The organism is Agarivorans sp. OAG1 (genome assembly GCF_037076485.1).
Lineage (GTDB): Bacteria > Pseudomonadota > Gammaproteobacteria > Enterobacterales > Celerinatantimonadaceae > Agarivorans > Agarivorans albus.
Map to the genome: position 1 here is coordinate 4,401,881 of NZ_AP028990.1, position 17,225 is coordinate 4,419,105.

Sequence of the window (17,225 nt, forward strand, 5' to 3'; positions counted from 1 at the left end):
GTCGGCTTTTTTTATTTTGGCTCAGTAGATAACTCCGCACCTTTTACCAAACTCACCGTTAAGCTCAATGGGTCGACACCTTCCAAACAACCTGCATTTACCCGAGTAAGCTCTGGCGCAGAACGAGGATTGTGGAAAGTATAAATGCCGCAGTGTTTACAAAAGTAATGCTTCGCTATTTGGGTATTCCACTGATACAAGCTTAAGGCCTGCTCACCTTGCAACAGCTCAAAACTGTTTTCTTCCGCGGTTAGCATCACAGCTCCCTTACGCTTACACAAACTGCAATTACAACGCAGTGCAGACTCTAAACTGGTGCGTAGGCTAAATTTAACCGCACCGCAGTGGCACTGGCCTTGATAATGTTGAGCCATTTTCTTCTCCTTTCTACTAAAGCCAAACATAAACCGAAGCGTTTGGGCGTAGTCACAATCGAGCCCTGAGCTGAAGGCTTTTTACAAAACACTTCTCAATGGCTCATTGTTGCAACAAATTAGCTAATAAAGCTCGACTAAATAACAACTAGCCCTAGCGACCTACCTTAAATTGCACTACCATTAATAACAATTAACTCATTACAGGTAGAACATGGATCGTTCGTTTAGCACCAAGCTTAGCCTATGTATGCTTTTTTTTAGCTCGTATCCGCTATTAGCAAAAACACCACAACCGCCAGCATTGGTATTAGCTAGTGATTACCAACAGGGCTTAGATCTCCAAGATTACTGGGTATGTGAAAAATACGATGGCGTAAGAGCGTATTGGGACGGCAAGCAATTATTTAGTCGAGCCGGCCACGTGATTAACCTTCCCAACGCCTTAAGCAAGCAACTACCAGAGGTTGCGGTAGATGGTGAGCTTTGGTTAGGCAGAGGCCAATTTAGTGATTTAGTCAGCCTAATCAAAAAACAAGATGTGAATCTAAACAAATGGCAACAAGTTCAATTTGTGGTGTTTGATTTACCCAACTATCCTGGCCCTTATCAGCAGCGCTACCGCCATTTGCAAACCCTTAGCAGCGCAAGCGACTTTATGCGCGTGCCAGTTTATCGTGCCTACCCAGGGCGACCAAAACTAGAACAACAGTTGGCTAAAATCAGTGCTGAGGGTGGTGAAGGATTAATGCTACGCGACCCCAAATCAATGTACCTTCCAACACGCAGCAATGCGCTCATTAAGTACAAAAGCTACCAAGATGCCGAGGCTAAAGTCATTGCGTATAGTGATGGTAAAGGCAAATACCGAGGTATGCTTGGAGCCTTGGTAGTTCAAGACCAACAGGGTCGGCAGTTTAAAATAGGCAGTGGTTTAAGCGATCAATTACGCGCCGATCCACCACCTATTGGCAGCTTGGTTGAGTATCGTTATAACGGTCTCACAGAACATGGTAAACCCCGCTTTGCGCGCTTTGTTAGGGTTCACCAAACCTTATAATTGTGGCTATTTCAGGTTTTTGTTGAGCTCTACATCGACCAAGTAATCACCTTCTAGCCAGTTACGGCCAATCAGCAATTTGTAATGCATTTTGCTGCGATCGCGTAAGTTAACATCTACGGTTTTTGCCTGCCCTTGCCAGGCAATCGCCAAGGCAACTTTGTAGCGAATTTCTAGACCTTGAGAATTACGCACCGCTGCAACATCGGTAATTAAGGCCTTACCTTGGTGCTTTTCACCGTGTTCGTTCTCGGTAGTAAACTGCAAATATTTACCAATGTTCTTGCGCATGAGTGGTCGCACTACCGACTTCTGTTCGGCCTCGCTGTAGTCAGCAGGGTCAATGTTTTCACCGTCGATAACTCGCATGTCTTCCGCATGCAAAGAAGTGCTAGCCGCTCCGGTATCAATTCGAGTTAAAAACCTTAAGTTGGCTTCTACTACTTTTACGTGCTCGGCGGCGCCTACTGTTTGCTTCTCGGCCATTGCGCTACTTACTACAGCAAGTACTAGCGTTACGGCTACTAGTAATTTCTTTAACACATTCCACCTCTTATATTGTCACGAAAACAGCACACTAATGGGTTAATTACGGCTGTTTAAAGTCGCATACCTTAGCATGATTCTTTATACTTTGCGGCAAGCTCAAGGATGAGGACTCAAATGAGACGACTCGCAGTTTTCTTACTAATCATCAGCTCTGGCCTGTGCCAAGCAAAAACCATCGATATACAAAGCTTTGTTTTTCCACCTTATATAATGCTCAATGCTCAAGGTAAGGCCGAAGGGATCATTGTAGAATTGATTCAACAAAGCTTTGAAAAATTAGATGTTGAAGCCAACTTTGAAATAAGTAACTGGGCCCGCGCGTTTGCTAAAGTAAAAAGCCACCAAAGCCAGGGCTTGATTCCCACTATGCGAACTCCCGACCGTGAAGCGTATTTTTATTATCCTGATACGGCGTTTTTACTGCTAGACCAGCATTTAATTGCACATAGCTCTTGGCAAGGAAATCAGTTCTCTGGTGACTATGCCGAGCTAGATGACTATCGTATAGGAAAAGTTCGCAATGCCCGCATTTCACCAAGTTTTGATGATGCGCTAAGTCAGCAAGTATTCGACGTAGAGAAACACAACAGCGTAGAAGGCTTGGTGAAATCCTTATTGCGCGGACGACTAGACATGATTGCCACCGACAGTCGCCAAGCTAAGTTAGTTGCCATGCAGGAGGGCCAAGCAGATAGTATCAAGCTGATTAAACCTGCCTTGGGACAAGTACCGGTGTATCTAGCGTTTAGTAAACAACAAGTAGACCTTGAGTTAGTAGAGCACTTTAATCAGCAACTTAAGCTACTACTAGAGCAAGGGGCACTAGAACAGCTAGAAGCTAAATACTTGCACTAGCCTAGCACCCGATCCCAGTCTTTCCACACCACTTGGTAGCCAGCTTGCTTTACTGCATCGGCGACTACTTCTGGGCGGCGTTCGTCGCTAATTTCAAACTGTTCAAGCGCTTTGGTGCTATCGTCAGCATAACCTCCTGGTTGAGTGCTCGAAAATGCACTCATGCTGGTAATGCCAAGTGGAATAGCATGATTACGGAAGTGCTCAGACTCTCGGGTAGATAGCGACAGCTCTACATCTGGGTTAAACAAACGATAAGCACAAATAAGTTGTACTAATTGTTTGTCGGTCATCACCGATTTTGGCTGAAAGCCGCCTTCACAAGGGCGCAAACGTGGAAAAGAAATTGAAAACTTACTCCGCCAATATTTGCGCTCTAAATATTGCAAATGAGCAGCCACATAAAAACAGTCACTGCGCCATTCATCCAAACCAATTAGTGCGCCAATGCCCATTTTGCGAATACCGGCTTCTCCTAAACGCTCTGGAGTTGAAAGGCGAAAATCGAAATCGCGTTTTTTACCTTTAGGGTGAACCTCGGCATAGCGGTGGCGATTATAGGTTTCTTGATAAACCATCACCGCGTCTAAGCCAAGGCTAATCAACTCCTCATACTCGTCTTGCTCAAGAGGTTGAACTTCCATAGAAACATGAGAAAAACGCGCCTTAATTCTTGGCAGAACTTCGCGAAAGTAGTCCATACCCACTTTACGTTCCGACTCACCGGTAACTAATAGAATGTGGTCAAAGCCAAGCTGCTTAATGGCTTCAAGCTCAGCGTCTAACTGCGCCATATCTAAGGTGATGCGACGAATTTTGTTGCCCATAGAAAAGCCACAATAGTCACAGACATTGCTGCACATATTGCTGAGATATAAAGGGATATAGAATTGCTGAGTTTTACCAAAACGCTGCTGGGTCAAGCGCATGCTGCGCTGCGCCATAAGCTCAATATAAGCTTCAGCAGCCGGTGAAATAAGCGCCTGAAAATCATCAAGGTCCAGCTTATCTTTGGCCAGCGCTCGCTCTACATCAGCAGCGGTTTTACTGTTTATTGCCATATGAACAGCGGTATTGTCGTAACGGGCTAATTGCTCAGCAAAACTCATGGGCTTCTCTAATTACAAAGTATCTAAAAATGCAGTGAGGGGACTCGATGCCTCGGCGTGACGCAACTCCGCGCCCAAACCTGCCAAGTAAGCACTGCGCCCAGCTTCAACCGCTTGAGCAAAGGCTTTAGCCATTGCTACCGGATCTTTAGCCACAGCCATAGCAGTATTAACCAACACTGCATCTGCGCCTAACTCCATAGCCAGTGCAGCATCTGAAGGCGCTCCAATCCCTGCATCAACCACTACCGGCACATTGGCTTGCTCAATAATAATCTCTAAGAAATCGCGGCTACGCAGCCCTTTGTTGGTACCAATAGGCGCGCCTAAGGGCATCACCGCAGCACAACCAACATCTTCAAGTCGTTTGCATAATACAGGGTCTGCATGAACATAAGGCAATACCACAAAACCTTGCTCCACTAGCTTCTCTGCTGCGGCTAAGGTTTCGATAGGATCGGGCATTAAGTACTTAGGATCTGGATGAATTTCTAATTTGAGCCAATTAGTGCCTAGAGCTTCTCGGGCTAACTGGGCGGCAAATATCGCTTCTTCTGCGTTACGTGCCCCCGAGGTATTAGGCAATAGATTCACCCCTGCTTGAATAAGCGGAGCCAGAATATCGTCTTGCTGGTCTTGCGCATCGACACGTTTCATTGCCATAGTAACTAGCTGGCTACCGCTGGCTTGAATACTTTGGCTCATTAACTGTGGGGTCGCAAATTTGCCAGTGCCGGTAAACAAACGGCTGGTAAAATTTTTATCTGCAATCTTTAACACAAGGCTTCCTCTTATCCGCCAGCAATGGCGCGAAATACTCTTACTTTGGCTTGGTCTGCCAGCTTAGTGCTTGCCCACTCGCTGCGAGTCACAATGTTGCCATTAAGCACCACCGCAATGCCTTCGGGTGCTTGCTGGTGCAATGCCAATAGTTGCTCAATGTTGAGCTCAGCATCAAGCGACTGTGCTTGACCATTAAATTCAATATTTATCATGATGTTTGTTTATCTTTTCCACATACCAGACAGTTTGCATCGGCGTTCACTTTAAGGTGAAACCATTCAAGGCTATGCGCATCAAAACTGGAAAAACGACCGCGTTGAGCAGAAGGAATGCCCGCTATCAACTTAATCGTTTCTAAAGCTTGCAAGCTACCAATGGTGCCTACAACTGGGCCAAGAATACCGGCATTACTGCAGTTGAGTTGCTGTTCACTGGCATTAGGAAATAGGCAGTGATAGCAGCCTTGTTCAGCCTGGCGAAAATCAAACACCATTAACTGTCCATCAAAGGCAACCGCAGCTCCGCTAACTAGTGGCACTTTGGCCTTAACACAAGCTTGGTTTACCGCATAACGGGTAGCGATGTTGTCACTGCAATCAAGCACTACATCGGCTTGAGCCACTTCCATGGCCAGCAACATCTCATCCATTTTACGGTTAACGGTTCGCACCTGAATGTTTGAGTTTAGAGCTTGCAAATGCTGCTTAGCCGCCACGACTTTAGGCTGTTTAATATCGTCTTCTCGGTACAAGACTTGGCGCTGTAAATTAGAGCTGTCTACTTCATCAAAATCTGCCAACACTAATTTGCCAACACCAGCCGCAGCCAAATACAAGGCTGCAGGCGCGCCCAATCCGCCCATGCCAACCAGCAATACCTGCGCACTCTTTAACTTGAGCTGCCCCGCTTCACCAACATCCTTAAGTAACAGATGACGGCTATAACGAAGAACTTCTTGATCGCTTAAGGTTGATTGCTTGCTGGTTTGGCTCATAGTGCTTCCTAATGCTGACTGGCTATTTATTGGCTGACAATGGCTTCTAGCTCAGCAACTGCCGCAACCGGATCGGCTGCTTCGGTAATTGCCCGTACCACTGCCACACTGCCCACACCACATTGCCAAACTTGTTTCGCTCGAGGCAAGTCGATGCCTCCAATGGCTACCAAGGGGTAATCTTGCATCAACTGAGCATAACGGCTGAGTTTAGCTAAACCTTGCGGCTTAGATGGCATATCCTTGGTTGTAGTAGGGAAAATGTGTCCAAGTGCAATATAACTTGGTTGCAGCTGGCTAGCACGTAGCAATTCAAAATAACCATGGGTACTAATGCCCAAACGCAAACCTGCGGCAGCAATTTGTTGCAAGTCGGCCACTTCTAAATCTTCTTGGCCTAAATGCACACCATAAGCACCATGCTTAACCGCCAGTTGCCAGTAGTCATTAATAAACAAACGCGCTTGATGTTGGTGCCCCAAATCAATGGCACGTTTAACATCAGCTTCAACCTCGGCATCGGCTTTGTCTTTAATCCGCAGCTGAATGGTTTTAATGCCCATAGTAAGCAAGCGTTCAATCCACTCAACACTATCTACAACAGGATAAACACCCAGCTTATTAGTGTCACAGCGCGCAAAAGGCACGGCCTCTGGCCAAGACTCACTTAAGCAAAATTGCTTACCCAACTCGGTTTGTGCCGACTCAACTCGTGGGAAATTTACCCGCTCTGTAGGCCACCCAAGATGGGCTAGATTGCCACGTCCAGTAACCTGTTTTAAGCCTTGATAAACATAGGCTTTAGCAATCACCAAAGCGTCTTCCATGAAAAAATCATGCGCTAATGCAGAAGCTAAGGCAGAGGCTAAAGTACAGCCGGTACCATGGGTATGCGGTGCATCAATCATGGCACTCGACAATACAATTTCACGCTGGCCGTCGGTGAAATAATCCAAAGCTACCTTGGGGGTTAACGCTAAGTGTCCACCTTTGGCCCACACCGCTTTAACGCCCTGCTTAAGCAAAACTGCGCAAGCTTGTTTTAGCTCGGCCACACTATTTAGCGCCACGCCACTTAAAGTCGCTAGCTCTGAAGCATTAGGTGTTAGCACATCGGTTTGTGCTAATAGTGCCGGTAAGGCTTGCATTAGGTCGTCCAATGCTAGGCTTGCCCCTGAACTGGCTACTAACACTGGGTCACACACCACCAACGGAGGCTCGGCCCAAGTCGCCTTATAAGTGGCAATTTTATCTGCCACAACACGCACTAATTCTGCACTGCCCAACATGCCAATCTTAATCACTTTGGCGGGGTTGGTGGCCGCAAGCGCATCTAGCTGCGCCGCTAACAATTCAGGTGAAGACGGCTGAATGGCCGTCACTCCCTTAATGTTTTGCGCAGTTATCGCTGTTACTGCGGTGGCGCACTCCACCTCAAGATCATGGGCAGTTAGCAAGTCAGCTTGCAAGCCTGCACCCGCGCAACTATCGCTACCTGCGATAGTCCAAATTTGCGGGCGCAAACCTTCAGCAGTTTCCAGCTTAAACTTCATCGCTGGTCTCGGCGCGCAGTGGCGAGTGGTAAATCTCGGCACCTTTGTTTCTAAATTCAGCAGATTTTTCTGCCATACCGTCGGCCACAAAACCTAAATCGGCCAATGGCTCGTCAATCATTTTAATTTCCAGCTCGTTGGCATAATCACGCACTTCTTGAGAGATTTTCATTGAGCAGAACTTAGGCCCACACATTGAACAAAAGTGAGCCACTTTAGCCGACTCTTGTGGTAAAGCTTCATCGTGATAGGCACGCGCAGTGTCTGGGTCTAAGGCTAGGTTGAATTGGTCTTCCCAGCGGAACTCGAAACGCGCTTTACTCATCGCATTATCCCGAATTTGCGCACCAGTATGACCTTTAGCTAAATCAGCCGCATGAGCAGCGATTTTATACGCAATCATGCCTTGCTTCACGTCTTCTTTATTAGGTAAACCTAAGTGTTCTTTAGGGGTTACGTAACACAACATGGCACAACCAAACCAACCGATCATTGCAGCACCAATACCCGATGAAAAGTGATCGTAGCCAGGAGAGATGTCGGTGATTAATGGACCAAGCGTATAGAACGGTGCTTCATGACACTCTTCTAATTGCTTCTCCATGTTCTCTTTAATCATTTGCATTGGCACATGGCCAGGGCCTTCGATAATCACTTGAACATCGTATTCCCAAGCCACTTTCGTTAGCTCACCTAAGGTTTCTAGTTCGGCAAATTGTGCTTCATCGTTGGCGTCGGCAATCGAGCCAGGACGCATGCCATCACCTAGCGACAGTGATACATCGTAGGCGGCACAAATTTCACAAATCTCACGAAAACGCTCATACAAGAAGCTTTCTTTATGGTGGGCTAAACACCACTTAGCCATAATTGAACCGCCACGCGATACAATGCCAGTAACTCGCTTCGCGGTCATTGGTACGTAACGCAGCAATACACCTGCGTGAATCGTGAAGTAATCCACCCCTTGTTCGGCTTGCTCAATCAGCGTGTCGCGGAACACTTCCCAAGTAAGGTCTTCGGCAACGCCGTTCACTTTTTCTAAGGCTTGGTAAATAGGCACAGTACCAATTGGCACAGGAGAGTTACGAATCACCCATTCGCGGGTTTCGTGAATATAACGGCCAGTAGATAAATCCATTACCGTATCGGCGCCCCAACGGCTTGCCCATACTAGCTTTTCAACTTCTTCTTCAATCGAAGAAGTTACCGCTGAGTTACCAATGTTGGCATTCACTTTAACCAAGAAGTTACGACCAATAATCATTGGCTCGGCTTCGGCGTGGTTAATGTTAGACGGAATAATCGCGCGGCCTCGTGCCACTTCATCACGAACAAACTCACCAGTGATGTGCTCTGGCAATGAGGCACCAAAGGAGTGGCCTTTTTGTTGCTCGGCTAACAACTCTTCACGGATTTTGTCGCGGCCCATGTTTTCACGAATAGCAATGTACTCCATCTCTGGGGTAACGATGCCTTGACGAGCGTAGTGCAACTGGGTGACGGTTTTGCCTAATTTAGCTTTACGTGGCGTTGGTAGGTTTTCGAAACGAATATGATCAAGGCCTTCATCTGCCAAGCGTTGCTGCGAGAAGTTAGAGCTTAAACCAGCTAACTCTTCAGTATCACCACGCTCTTCAATCCAAGCTTTACGCAATTGTGGCAAACCTTTATGAACATCTAACTCTGCGTTTTCGTCGGTGTAGATACCCGAAGTATCGTAAACACGTACCGGCTCGTTAGGCTCAAAGGTAGGTTCTTCTTTGGTGCCGCCAACTAAACTGTCAGACAGGTTAATTTGGCGCATGGCTACTTGGATATCGTCACGACTTCCCTGAATATAGATTTTTTCTGAATTTGGAAAAGGTTGGCCTTGCAGGTTATTAATGTATTGTTCTGCTGCAGCTCGAGTTTCGCGTCTTGACATGACTGGCCTCTAAATAAAAATTTAAGTAATGAGGCTTGTCGGATGTAGGAAAAGTAACCAAATATTAGACCAAGAGTGTATTTGTACACTAGTGGTAACAGAAGGAATTGGTTACTTATCTTGTTCCCTGCGCAGGCATTATCCTGATCAAGTTATACGGATCCCACACAACGTAGCTTAGCTAACCGTGGTCTCAGCCTTTCGGCACTCCGACAAGAGAGCCGAGTATAGGGCCGAAAAAGCCAAACCACAATAGTGATATTAAGAAAGCCAATGATGATATTCGCTATTTTGCTTAAAACTAGGCTAACAGATTTAGATAGGCATTTGGCGTAAGCCAACAAAGGGATTAGAAGAAACTTTGCGGAATATTAAGAACATCACCAGCAGAAACCCGGTCTTCAAGGCTTACTCGCTCGCGCTCATCGGGAGTCGCCCCTTCTGCTTGTATAGTAATTTTGCTTTTACCGGCACGCTCGGTAAAACCACCAGCAAGAGTGATAGCACGATTTACCGTTAAGCCGGGTTGATAAGGGTATGCCCCTGGGCGAGCCACTTCACCATTAATAAAAAAGGGCCGGTATTCAACCATGGTTACTTGCACCATTGGGTCAACTAAATAGTCACCTTTTAGGCCATTTTGGATCTGTAACTGCAGCTCGGTGAGGGTAAGGCCACGCACTCTTATTTCACCTAAAAACGGGTAACGAATAAACCCGTCATCAGACAAACGGGTCTCCAAGCTAAGCTCTGGCTCACCGTATACACTCACTCTAAAGCTATCGCCTGCCGCTAAACGGTAGTTGCTCACCGTTTCAGCATGCGAAGAAAAACACAGCACGCCGACTAGTAAAACTAGTCCTTTTTTAAGGCGCGCAATGTGTTTTCGCATAACTTAATCCTTGATCATAAACTCAGTCTCAACTTAAGACTGGTAACTTGCTTATCATAGGTAACGGCCTGAAGCGTAGAATCTTTATCTCTCCATAGCTGCCAAAGTGAAATTTCTAGCCAGCGACGGAATTGATAGCTCACGCCTACCCGCCCTTCATAAATTTTATCTTGCCGTTCTACACCCACATAATCGTTGTTGTCGTAACCAACCGTAAAGGTTGTAGCTAGACGTTCTTGCCAGTAATGCTCCCAGTCTAGGGTGATGTTGGTATTGTCGATAACATCACCGCCTTGCTCTGGGGCTTTAGCTTGACGACCACCTTCCACACTAAAAGTAGAGTAGGTGCGAGGCGACCAATCGGCTGCGAGCGACCAACTTAAATCGCTAAACTTTTCACGTTCACCTTCTTTAAAGTCACGCTGTTGCCAACCGATTTTAGCCCGACCTTTCGTTTTTCCAGTAATCGCCCAGTCTCCACCAACAAAGCCAAGTAAGTCGTTAAAATCGCGACTTGGCGTATTTGGTTCGATGGTTTTATAGTCACTTTTTCCGGCTTTCAGTTCAGCCAATAAACGGGTGGCCGAGGACACTCGATAAAAGAAGCGAGCACTGCCGTCAAAAGCATTGCGATCGCGATACTGAGTAACTTCGCGAAAGTTTTGGTAATCCAGCTGGCGAGCATTGGCTTCTAACTCGATCTGCGCGGTAGCGCTTCTGGCACCAAAGCCATATAAACCATGCAGCCAATGCAGGTTATATTGCACGGGCTCGTCAATCACGCCACCAACACCAGAGGAAATACCTTCACCACGTTGGTCGTGGTCACGACGAAAATCGTAACGCAATTTAGCACGTTGGCGAGCGCTAAACTCCCATTCGCCATTTACCCGTAGGTGGTGATCTAAAAAGTTGTCTTCAGAGCTGTCGAAGTACTCGCCCCACACTAAGCGATATGCCGCATAATAAGTGCTTTTCTCTTGCTCAGAAATAGCAGCAATGGCTGGAGAGACAATGGTTCCCCAAGAAGAAATTTGATCAGTATTACTGTTGGTAAGGTTGCTGTCGTATAAACCTAATACTTCAATACTAGGTACAACACCTACTCCGTCTGCACTATACCACTTGGCAGGCTGCATGTTGGCCAAACTAGGGCCTGCAATTGCTAGGGCTGGCAGCAAGATGATCCCTATCTTGCGCATCGATAATCCTCCAAAACGTCTGTAGCTACCTTAGCAAAGGCCAAGGACTAGGCTCAACGCTTTTTATCCACCTTGCGTAGATTAAATGTGAATATTGTGTGTCATTTGGCGATAAGGCTTTAGCGGCTGTTGAACTTTCTAGCTGATTTTCGCGGACAAAACTAATCCGCGAAAAGTCGGCAGCACCTAGTATTGAAACTGTAAGCCAAGGCTAAACAATAAGGCGATGAAAAAACTTAGCTTGGCGGTGAGCTGCAATTGCTTGTCCAATAACTGATGCTGGCGCGCCAGCATCACGGTTTTGGTTACCTTCATCAAGACTAAAGCAGGCAACAAACACAGCCAAGCAAAATTAGCGCTACTTTGCCAAACAATAAAGCTGGCAAATAGTAATAAAGCCAGCGCCACCAATACCAAGTGGTAACGACGGGCATTACGCTCGCCTAAGCGCACCGCCAAGGTGAGCTTTCCAGCAGCTTTATCAGGCGAAAAGTCTCGCAAATTATTAATGTTGAGCACTGCTGTCGCTAGCAAACCATTGGCTGAAGCTATCATCATGACTGGCCAACTCAGGCTCTGAGTATGTAAATAGTAAGAGCCCATCACGCCCAGCAAACCAAAGAACAAAAACACGCTAATATCACCAAAACCACGATAACCGTAAGGTCGAGAGCCCATGGTGTAGGCCATAGCCGCAACAATCGACAGCCCACCCAAGGCGATAAACCCTAACCAAGCCTTCGGATTACTGCCCAAACTTACCGCCAGTAGTGCAATACCGCTTAACACTGCCAACAGGGCAACCAGCGTAATCGCCCGAAACATTTGCTGCTTAGTCAACAATCCAGCTTGAATCGCACGAGCGGGGCCCACTCGAGTATCATCATCAACACCACTTACCGCATCGCCATAATCATTGGCTAAATTGGAAAGAATTTGCAGCAATAGGGCCGTTAGCAAAGCCAGCAGCAACACTGGCCAAGCAAAGGTTCCCTCAGAATACGCCAGTGCAGAACCTAAAATGATCGACGCGCTCGCTAAAGGCAAGGTGCGTAAACGCGCCGCATGAAGCCATGATTTCAAAGTAATATTCAACATTAAGATAAGAACTTAGCGCCTATTATTGCTCAGCATCAAGGCTGAGCCAAATCTGACTATAAACTTGTAACAAAAACAGCTACATTGAAACGGTGTAATAGAGCAGGAATAGTTAAGGTGAGACTCACTGCTAGCCAGTTTCAAAATGCCATAAACCAGCTTAGGCTCTTGCCGCAGCAGGGTTTTCAGCAGGTTTGTATAAAACTGCCAAAGCTCGATCTTCTCGCCTGGCTTAACCAGCAACAACACACCACCCGCGGTTACTGGAAAAACAAACGCCAGCAACAAGTTGCCTTTGTGGGTGCGGCTAAATCGGTGCTCGACTTAGAACAGCTGCAATCGGTGTGTGACCAATTAGACCCACGCAATAACCAACTGCGCTTTTATGGCGGCATTGCCTTTGCTCGCCAAAGTGCTCTGTGGTCAAGCTTTCCGCATCGTCGCTTTATTCTGCCGCGCTTTGAAATTCGTTGTGACGGCGAATATACCCGTTTGTTCATCAATGCTAATTTTGAACATCAACCAGAGCTAGAGTATCAGCGCATCGAAAAGGCCTTTGCCGCCTTAAAACCAGTACAAGCCCTGCAGCACACACCACTTAAAGCCTTGTCTCGCCAAGACCAACCCAGTCGCGAACAATGGCAGCACTTGGTTAAGCAAGTCACCAGCGAAGATTTTCAACAACACACCGCCAAAGTGGTGTTGTCTCGGCAAACCAATTTGCAACTAAACGCCGAAATAAACGCTTTTTCTTTGCTACAACAATGGCAACAAAAAGAACGTAACTGCTACAGCTTTTTATTTCAGTTTGATGGGGTAACTAGCTTTTTAGGCTGCAGTCCTGAGCGTTTATATTCTCGTGAAGGCAGCCAATTAGTCAGTGAAGCATTGGCCGGCACTGCGCCGCGTGGAGAAACTAGCGAGCTAGATACTCAACTGGGCGAACAGCTATTAGAAGACGCCAAAAATAAGCTAGAAAACCAACTGGTAGTGGATGATTTAACCCGCCGCTTAAAAGAGCTAAGCCTGCATGTGCGCACCTTAGATAATCTAGAATTGCTAAAGCTAGATAGAGTGCAGCACTTAAAACGCCGCATTCAAGCCCGTATTAGCCCTGCCTTAGATGACCGCTCGTTATTGCAGGCCTTACACCCCACCCCTGCAGTAGGCGGCTTGCCACGTTCTTCTGCAGTGCAATATATTCTTAAAAACGAAGGCTATGCCCGTGGCTGGTATGCTGGTGCTGTTGGCTGGTTAAGCGGCGCACAAAGCGAGTTTTCGGTGGCCATTCGTAGCGCCTTAGTTACCCCACAACATTTAAGTACGTTTGCCGGTGCAGGGATCGTGGCTGGCTCACAAGCCGAGCAAGAATGGCAAGAACTTAACCACAAAATCGCCACGGTATTGCAGCTGGTAGATAAGGACCTACTCCTTGATTAAAAACATTAACATTGCCTGGGCTGAGTGCTTAATTGAAGATTGCATTCGCCACGGCATTGAGCACTTTTGTATCGCCCCCGGCTCTCGCTCTACGCCATTAACTTTAGCGGTGGCTAAGCACCCTAAAGCCACTAGCCATTGCCACTTTGACGAACGCGGTTTAGGCTTTTTTGCTTTAGGCTTAAGTAAGGCTCGCCAGCAAACTGTAGCCATTATCACCACCTCGGGCAGTGCGGTTGCTAATCTTTACCCGGCGGTGGTTGAGGCAAAGCAGTCGAGCATTCCGTTGTTAGTGCTTAGCGCCGACCGACCACAGGAGCTTGTGGCTGTTGGTGCTAATCAAGCCATCGAACAGCAGGGGATGTTTGCCAACTACCCGGTATATAGCGGCCAACTAGCCGAACCCAGTGTTGATGCTTCACTAGCCAGTATGCTTAGCGAGCTGGGTCATGCCTTAGCGCTGCAGCAACAAACGCCTGGCCCTGTGCATTTAAATTGTCCTTACCGTGAACCCTTTTATCCTGAACAAGCTAAGCAAGATTTAACTGCGCTTTATAAGCAACTTGAAGCTTGGATAAACAGCGGATCGCCCTATTACCAACAACATCCTAATACCTCCCAGCCGGTCGTTAGTCAGCAGTGGCCAGAGCTACTCGAAAAGTCCAAAGGTTTGGTAATAATAGGTCAGCAAACAGCCGAACAAAGCCAAGCCATTATCACTTGGGCGCAGCAAGCAGGCTGGCCAGTGGTAGTCGATTGCCAAAGCCATTGGCAAACCGCTCAAGAAAGTGCAGGGCTGATTCAACACGCTGAGCTATTACTCGCCAACTCGCGATTTGCCGAACATGTACAAGCCGACCTTATAATTCAGTTTGGTGGCAAGCTGGTGTCGAAACGCCTCAACCAATGGCTGGCCAAGAGCTCAGCGAAGTACTATTTAATTGATCAATCAGCGCAGCGGGTAAACCCTGGCCAAAATATCCAGCAGCGCTGGCAATGCAGCGCCCAAGCTTGGCTACACGCTCATCCAGTTAAGACAAGCACTACTAGCCAGCAGTATTTAGAGCGATGGACCCAAGCTCAACAAGCCATTAGCGAGGAGGTTAATGCTGCCTTACTCGATTACTCTGAGCTGGCAATATGCGCACAGATTTCGGCACAGCAAAAACCGCAATCAGCGGTGTTTATGGGCAATAGCATGGTCGTGCGTTTGTTTGAACTACTTGGCCAGCCTTGCCAAGCAGAGCATTACTTTGCCAACCGAGGAGCGTCGGGCATTGATGGTTTATTAGCCACCAGTGTGGGAATTGCCGAAGGTCTGCAACAAACGTGTACTTTGGTGATTGGCGATACCTCGTTATTGCATGACTTAAACTCCTTAAGCCTTGCCGCTAATAGCCAGCAAAATTTAGTGATAGTGCTGTTTAACAATAACGGCGGCGAGATATTTAATCTGCTACCAGCACTATCAACAGGCTCCCAAGATCAACAGCTAAGCAAACAGTATTACCAGTTGCCTCATCAGGTCGACTTTGCCGCCGCCGCAGCCACCTTCAATTTAGCTTATCAACAGGTGGTAAATTTCGAACAATTCGGCCATGCTTTTGAGCGTGCACAGCAGCAAACCGGAGCCAGCTTGATTGAAGTCTGCTTTACTCCAGGCGATGCCAGTGCGCGCTATCAATCTTTAATTAGTCAGGTAGCCAGTCACGATGCACTTTAGTGTTTATGGACAAAACCAACATCCCTGTTTAGTTTTTTTGCATGGATTTCTAGGTAGCGGTAGCGACTGGCAAACGCAAATTGCGGAGCTTAGCCAGCACTACTATTGTGTAACCGTAGACATTGCCGGCCACGGCATGAGCGCCCAGCAGAGGCTTAAACCACGCAATGCCTTTAAAGATTTTAGCCACCAGCTCACCACATGCTTAAAGCGCCTTAAAATCGCCCATTACCATTTAGTGGGCTACAGCTTAGGTGGCCGCTTAGCGCTGCAACATGCTTTACTCGCCCCCAAAGGTATTGAACGATTGGTTATCGAATCAGCTAATACTGGCTTAAGTGATGAAGATGCACGCCAGCAACGTTTAGTACATGACAACCGCTGGGCAGACCGCTGGTTAACAGAGCCTCTAGATACGCTAATTAACGAATGGTACCAACAAGCGGTATTTGCCAACCTAACTAGCCAGCAGCGGCAGCAGCTTATCCAACGCCGCCAACATCAAGACCGACAAGGCATTGCCGCAACGTTGCGTGCAACCAGCTTAGGTTTGCAACAAGATCTTAGTCGGCAACTTGGTCAGTTAAAAATGCCGCTAGATTTTATTGGTGGAAGCCTAGACAATAAATACCAAGCACTAGCCAAACAGCTACAACAAGATTACCCGCGCCTTAAATGTCACATCATTGAAGGCGCGGGGCACAATTGCCATTTTGAACAACCGACACTGTTTCTCGAACAACTGTCCAGTGTCCTAAATAATGATAGAGAAGAGAATGACCCAAATTGATAGCTCAGCAGTAACTTGGCAGGATGCCGACAATGGATACGAAGATATTCGCTACCATAAGTCCGCCTGCGGCATCGCCAAGATCACCATTAACCGCCCGCAAGTTCGCAACGCATTTCGTCCTTTAACGGTTCAAGAAATGATGCATGCCTTAAACGACGCCCGCATCGACCCAGAAGTGGGTGTGATTATTCTTACTGGCGAAGGTGAGTTGGCTTTTTGTTCTGGCGGCGATCAATCGGTACGTGGTGATTACGGCGGCTATAAAGATGACCAAGGGACCCATCACCTAAATGTATTAGATTTTCAACGCCAAATTCGTACCTGCCCTAAACCCGTGGTAGCCATGGTAGCCGGTTACGCTGTAGGTGGTGGCCATGTATTACACATGATGTGTGACTTAACCATTGCCGCCGACAACGCCAAATTTGGCCAAACTGGTCCTAAAGTAGGCTCTTTTGATGGTGGCTGGGGAGCCAGTTACATGGCACGCATAGTTGGCCAGAAGAAAGCGCGCGAGATTTGGTTTTTATGCCGTATGTATGATGCAAAAGAAGCGCTTGATATGGGCTTAGTGAACACCGTAGTGCCCTATGCAGAGCTAGAAAAAGAAACCGTGCAGTGGTGTCGTGAGATGTTGCAAAACAGCCCTATGGCCCTGCGCTGTTTAAAAGCCGCGCTCAATGCTGATTGTGATGGCCAAGCAGGCTTACAAGAACTCGCTGGCAACGCCACCATGCTGTTCTACATGACAGAAGAAGGCCAAGAAGGTCGTAACGCCTTTAACGAAAAACGCCCGCCTGAGTTTAGTAAATTTAAACGTAATCCATAACGGCAATGGTGAAGGGCAGAATCCTCGTATGCTTTAGCGAGTTT

At 47.2% G+C, this 17,225-nt stretch carries 17 protein-coding genes and 1 riboswitch; of the genes, 6 read left to right on the plus strand and 11 right to left on the minus strand.

The annotated features are described in order from the left end of the window. Positions 1-11: 11 nt before the first annotated feature. On the minus strand, positions 12-374 hold the full coding sequence (locus OAG1_RS19970) for a GFA family protein (protein WP_338622474.1): 363 nt from the start codon (positions 372-374) through the stop codon (positions 12-14). Between the two features lie 214 nt (positions 375-588). Here OAG1_RS19970 and OAG1_RS19975 point away from each other — a divergent pair, with 214 nt between their 5' ends. Further along, a complete protein-coding gene (locus tag OAG1_RS19975) occupies positions 589-1,434 on the plus strand; it encodes a DNA ligase (protein WP_338622475.1) in 846 nt (281 codons plus the stop codon). A 6-nt stretch (positions 1,435-1,440) separates the two neighbouring features. Here OAG1_RS19975 and OAG1_RS19980 read toward each other — a convergent pair whose 3' ends face one another. Then, complete coding sequence (locus tag OAG1_RS19980) at positions 1,441-1,977, minus strand: RimK/LysX family protein (RefSeq protein WP_016401997.1); 537 nt, start codon at positions 1,975-1,977, stop codon at positions 1,441-1,443. A gap of 120 nt (positions 1,978-2,097) precedes the next feature. Here OAG1_RS19980 and OAG1_RS19985 point away from each other — a divergent pair, with 120 nt between their 5' ends. Then, positions 2,098-2,838: a transporter substrate-binding domain-containing protein gene (locus OAG1_RS19985; RefSeq protein WP_338622476.1), complete on the plus strand. Its 741-nt coding sequence runs from the start codon at positions 2,098-2,100 to the stop codon at positions 2,836-2,838. Here OAG1_RS19985 and thiH read toward each other — a convergent pair. The 9 genes from thiH to OAG1_RS20030 form a co-directional block, all read right to left on the minus strand. Further along, positions 2,835-3,947 carry a 2-iminoacetate synthase ThiH gene (gene thiH / locus OAG1_RS19990; protein WP_338622477.1) on the minus strand — a complete coding sequence of 371 codons (1,113 nt, stop codon included), beginning with the start codon at positions 3,945-3,947 and terminating at the stop codon, positions 2,835-2,837. The two genes, OAG1_RS19985 and thiH, sit on opposite strands and share 4 nt — an antisense overlap. Before the next feature lie 12 nt (positions 3,948-3,959). Beyond that, the gene (locus tag OAG1_RS19995) at positions 3,960-4,727 is read right to left on the minus strand and encodes a thiazole synthase (RefSeq protein WP_338622478.1); all 768 of its coding nucleotides are present in this window, start codon (positions 4,725-4,727) and stop codon (positions 3,960-3,962) included. Positions 4,728-4,738: 11 nt separating this feature from the next. Further along, complete coding sequence (gene thiS, locus OAG1_RS20000) at positions 4,739-4,942, minus strand: sulfur carrier protein ThiS (protein WP_016402001.1); 204 nt, start codon at positions 4,940-4,942, stop codon at positions 4,739-4,741. Beyond that, positions 4,939-5,724, minus strand: a complete 786-nt coding sequence (gene moeB / locus OAG1_RS20005) for a molybdopterin-synthase adenylyltransferase MoeB (protein WP_338622479.1) — start codon at positions 5,722-5,724, stop codon at positions 4,939-4,941. Before moeB ends, thiS begins: the two co-directional genes overlap by 4 nt. A gap of 26 nt (positions 5,725-5,750) precedes the next feature. Then, positions 5,751-7,277: a thiamine phosphate synthase gene (gene thiE, locus OAG1_RS20010; RefSeq protein WP_338622480.1), complete on the minus strand. Its 1,527-nt coding sequence runs from the start codon at positions 7,275-7,277 to the stop codon at positions 5,751-5,753. After that, on the minus strand, positions 7,267-9,204 hold the full coding sequence (thiC, locus tag OAG1_RS20015) for a phosphomethylpyrimidine synthase ThiC (RefSeq protein WP_152783047.1): 1,938 nt from the start codon (positions 9,202-9,204) through the stop codon (positions 7,267-7,269). Before thiC ends, thiE begins: the two co-directional genes overlap by 11 nt. 107 nt (positions 9,205-9,311) lie before the next feature. Further along, positions 9,312-9,426, minus strand: a riboswitch (TPP riboswitch). Positions 9,427-9,553: 127 nt separating this feature from the next. Next, on the minus strand, positions 9,554-10,096 hold the full coding sequence (locus tag OAG1_RS20020; RefSeq protein ID WP_152783045.1) for a polysaccharide biosynthesis/export family protein: 543 nt from the start codon (positions 10,094-10,096) through the stop codon (positions 9,554-9,556). 14 nt (positions 10,097-10,110) lie between these two features. Continuing rightward, a complete protein-coding gene (locus tag OAG1_RS20025) occupies positions 10,111-11,298 on the minus strand; it encodes an outer membrane beta-barrel protein (protein ID WP_338622481.1) in 1,188 nt (395 codons plus the stop codon). 186 nt (positions 11,299-11,484) lie between these two features. Then, on the minus strand, positions 11,485-12,381 hold the full coding sequence (locus OAG1_RS20030; protein ID WP_338622482.1) for a 1,4-dihydroxy-2-naphthoate polyprenyltransferase: 897 nt from the start codon (positions 12,379-12,381) through the stop codon (positions 11,485-11,487). A gap of 132 nt (positions 12,382-12,513) precedes the next feature. Here OAG1_RS20030 and OAG1_RS20035 point away from each other — a divergent pair, with 132 nt between their 5' ends. Genes OAG1_RS20035 through menB form a run of 4 tightly spaced genes read left to right on the plus strand, consistent with a single transcriptional unit; the run spans position 12,514 to position 17,181 of the window. Next, positions 12,514-13,836 (plus strand): isochorismate synthase, encoded by a 1,323-nt coding sequence (locus tag OAG1_RS20035; protein WP_016402008.1) that lies wholly within the window; start codon positions 12,514-12,516, stop codon positions 13,834-13,836. Then, positions 13,829-15,559: a 2-succinyl-5-enolpyruvyl-6-hydroxy-3-cyclohexene-1-carboxylic-acid synthase gene (gene menD, locus OAG1_RS20040; RefSeq protein ID WP_338622483.1), complete on the plus strand. Its 1,731-nt coding sequence runs from the start codon at positions 13,829-13,831 to the stop codon at positions 15,557-15,559. The genes OAG1_RS20035 and menD overlap by 8 nt, the downstream gene beginning before the upstream one ends. Then, the gene (gene menH, locus OAG1_RS20045; protein ID WP_338622484.1) at positions 15,549-16,349 is read left to right on the plus strand and encodes a 2-succinyl-6-hydroxy-2,4-cyclohexadiene-1-carboxylate synthase; all 801 of its coding nucleotides are present in this window, start codon (positions 15,549-15,551) and stop codon (positions 16,347-16,349) included. Before menD ends, menH begins: the two co-directional genes overlap by 11 nt. Beyond that, positions 16,336-17,181 (plus strand): 1,4-dihydroxy-2-naphthoyl-CoA synthase, encoded by an 846-nt coding sequence (gene menB, locus OAG1_RS20050; RefSeq protein ID WP_016402011.1) that lies wholly within the window; start codon positions 16,336-16,338, stop codon positions 17,179-17,181. The genes menH and menB overlap by 14 nt, the downstream gene beginning before the upstream one ends. Positions 17,182-17,225: the final 44 nt, after the last annotated feature.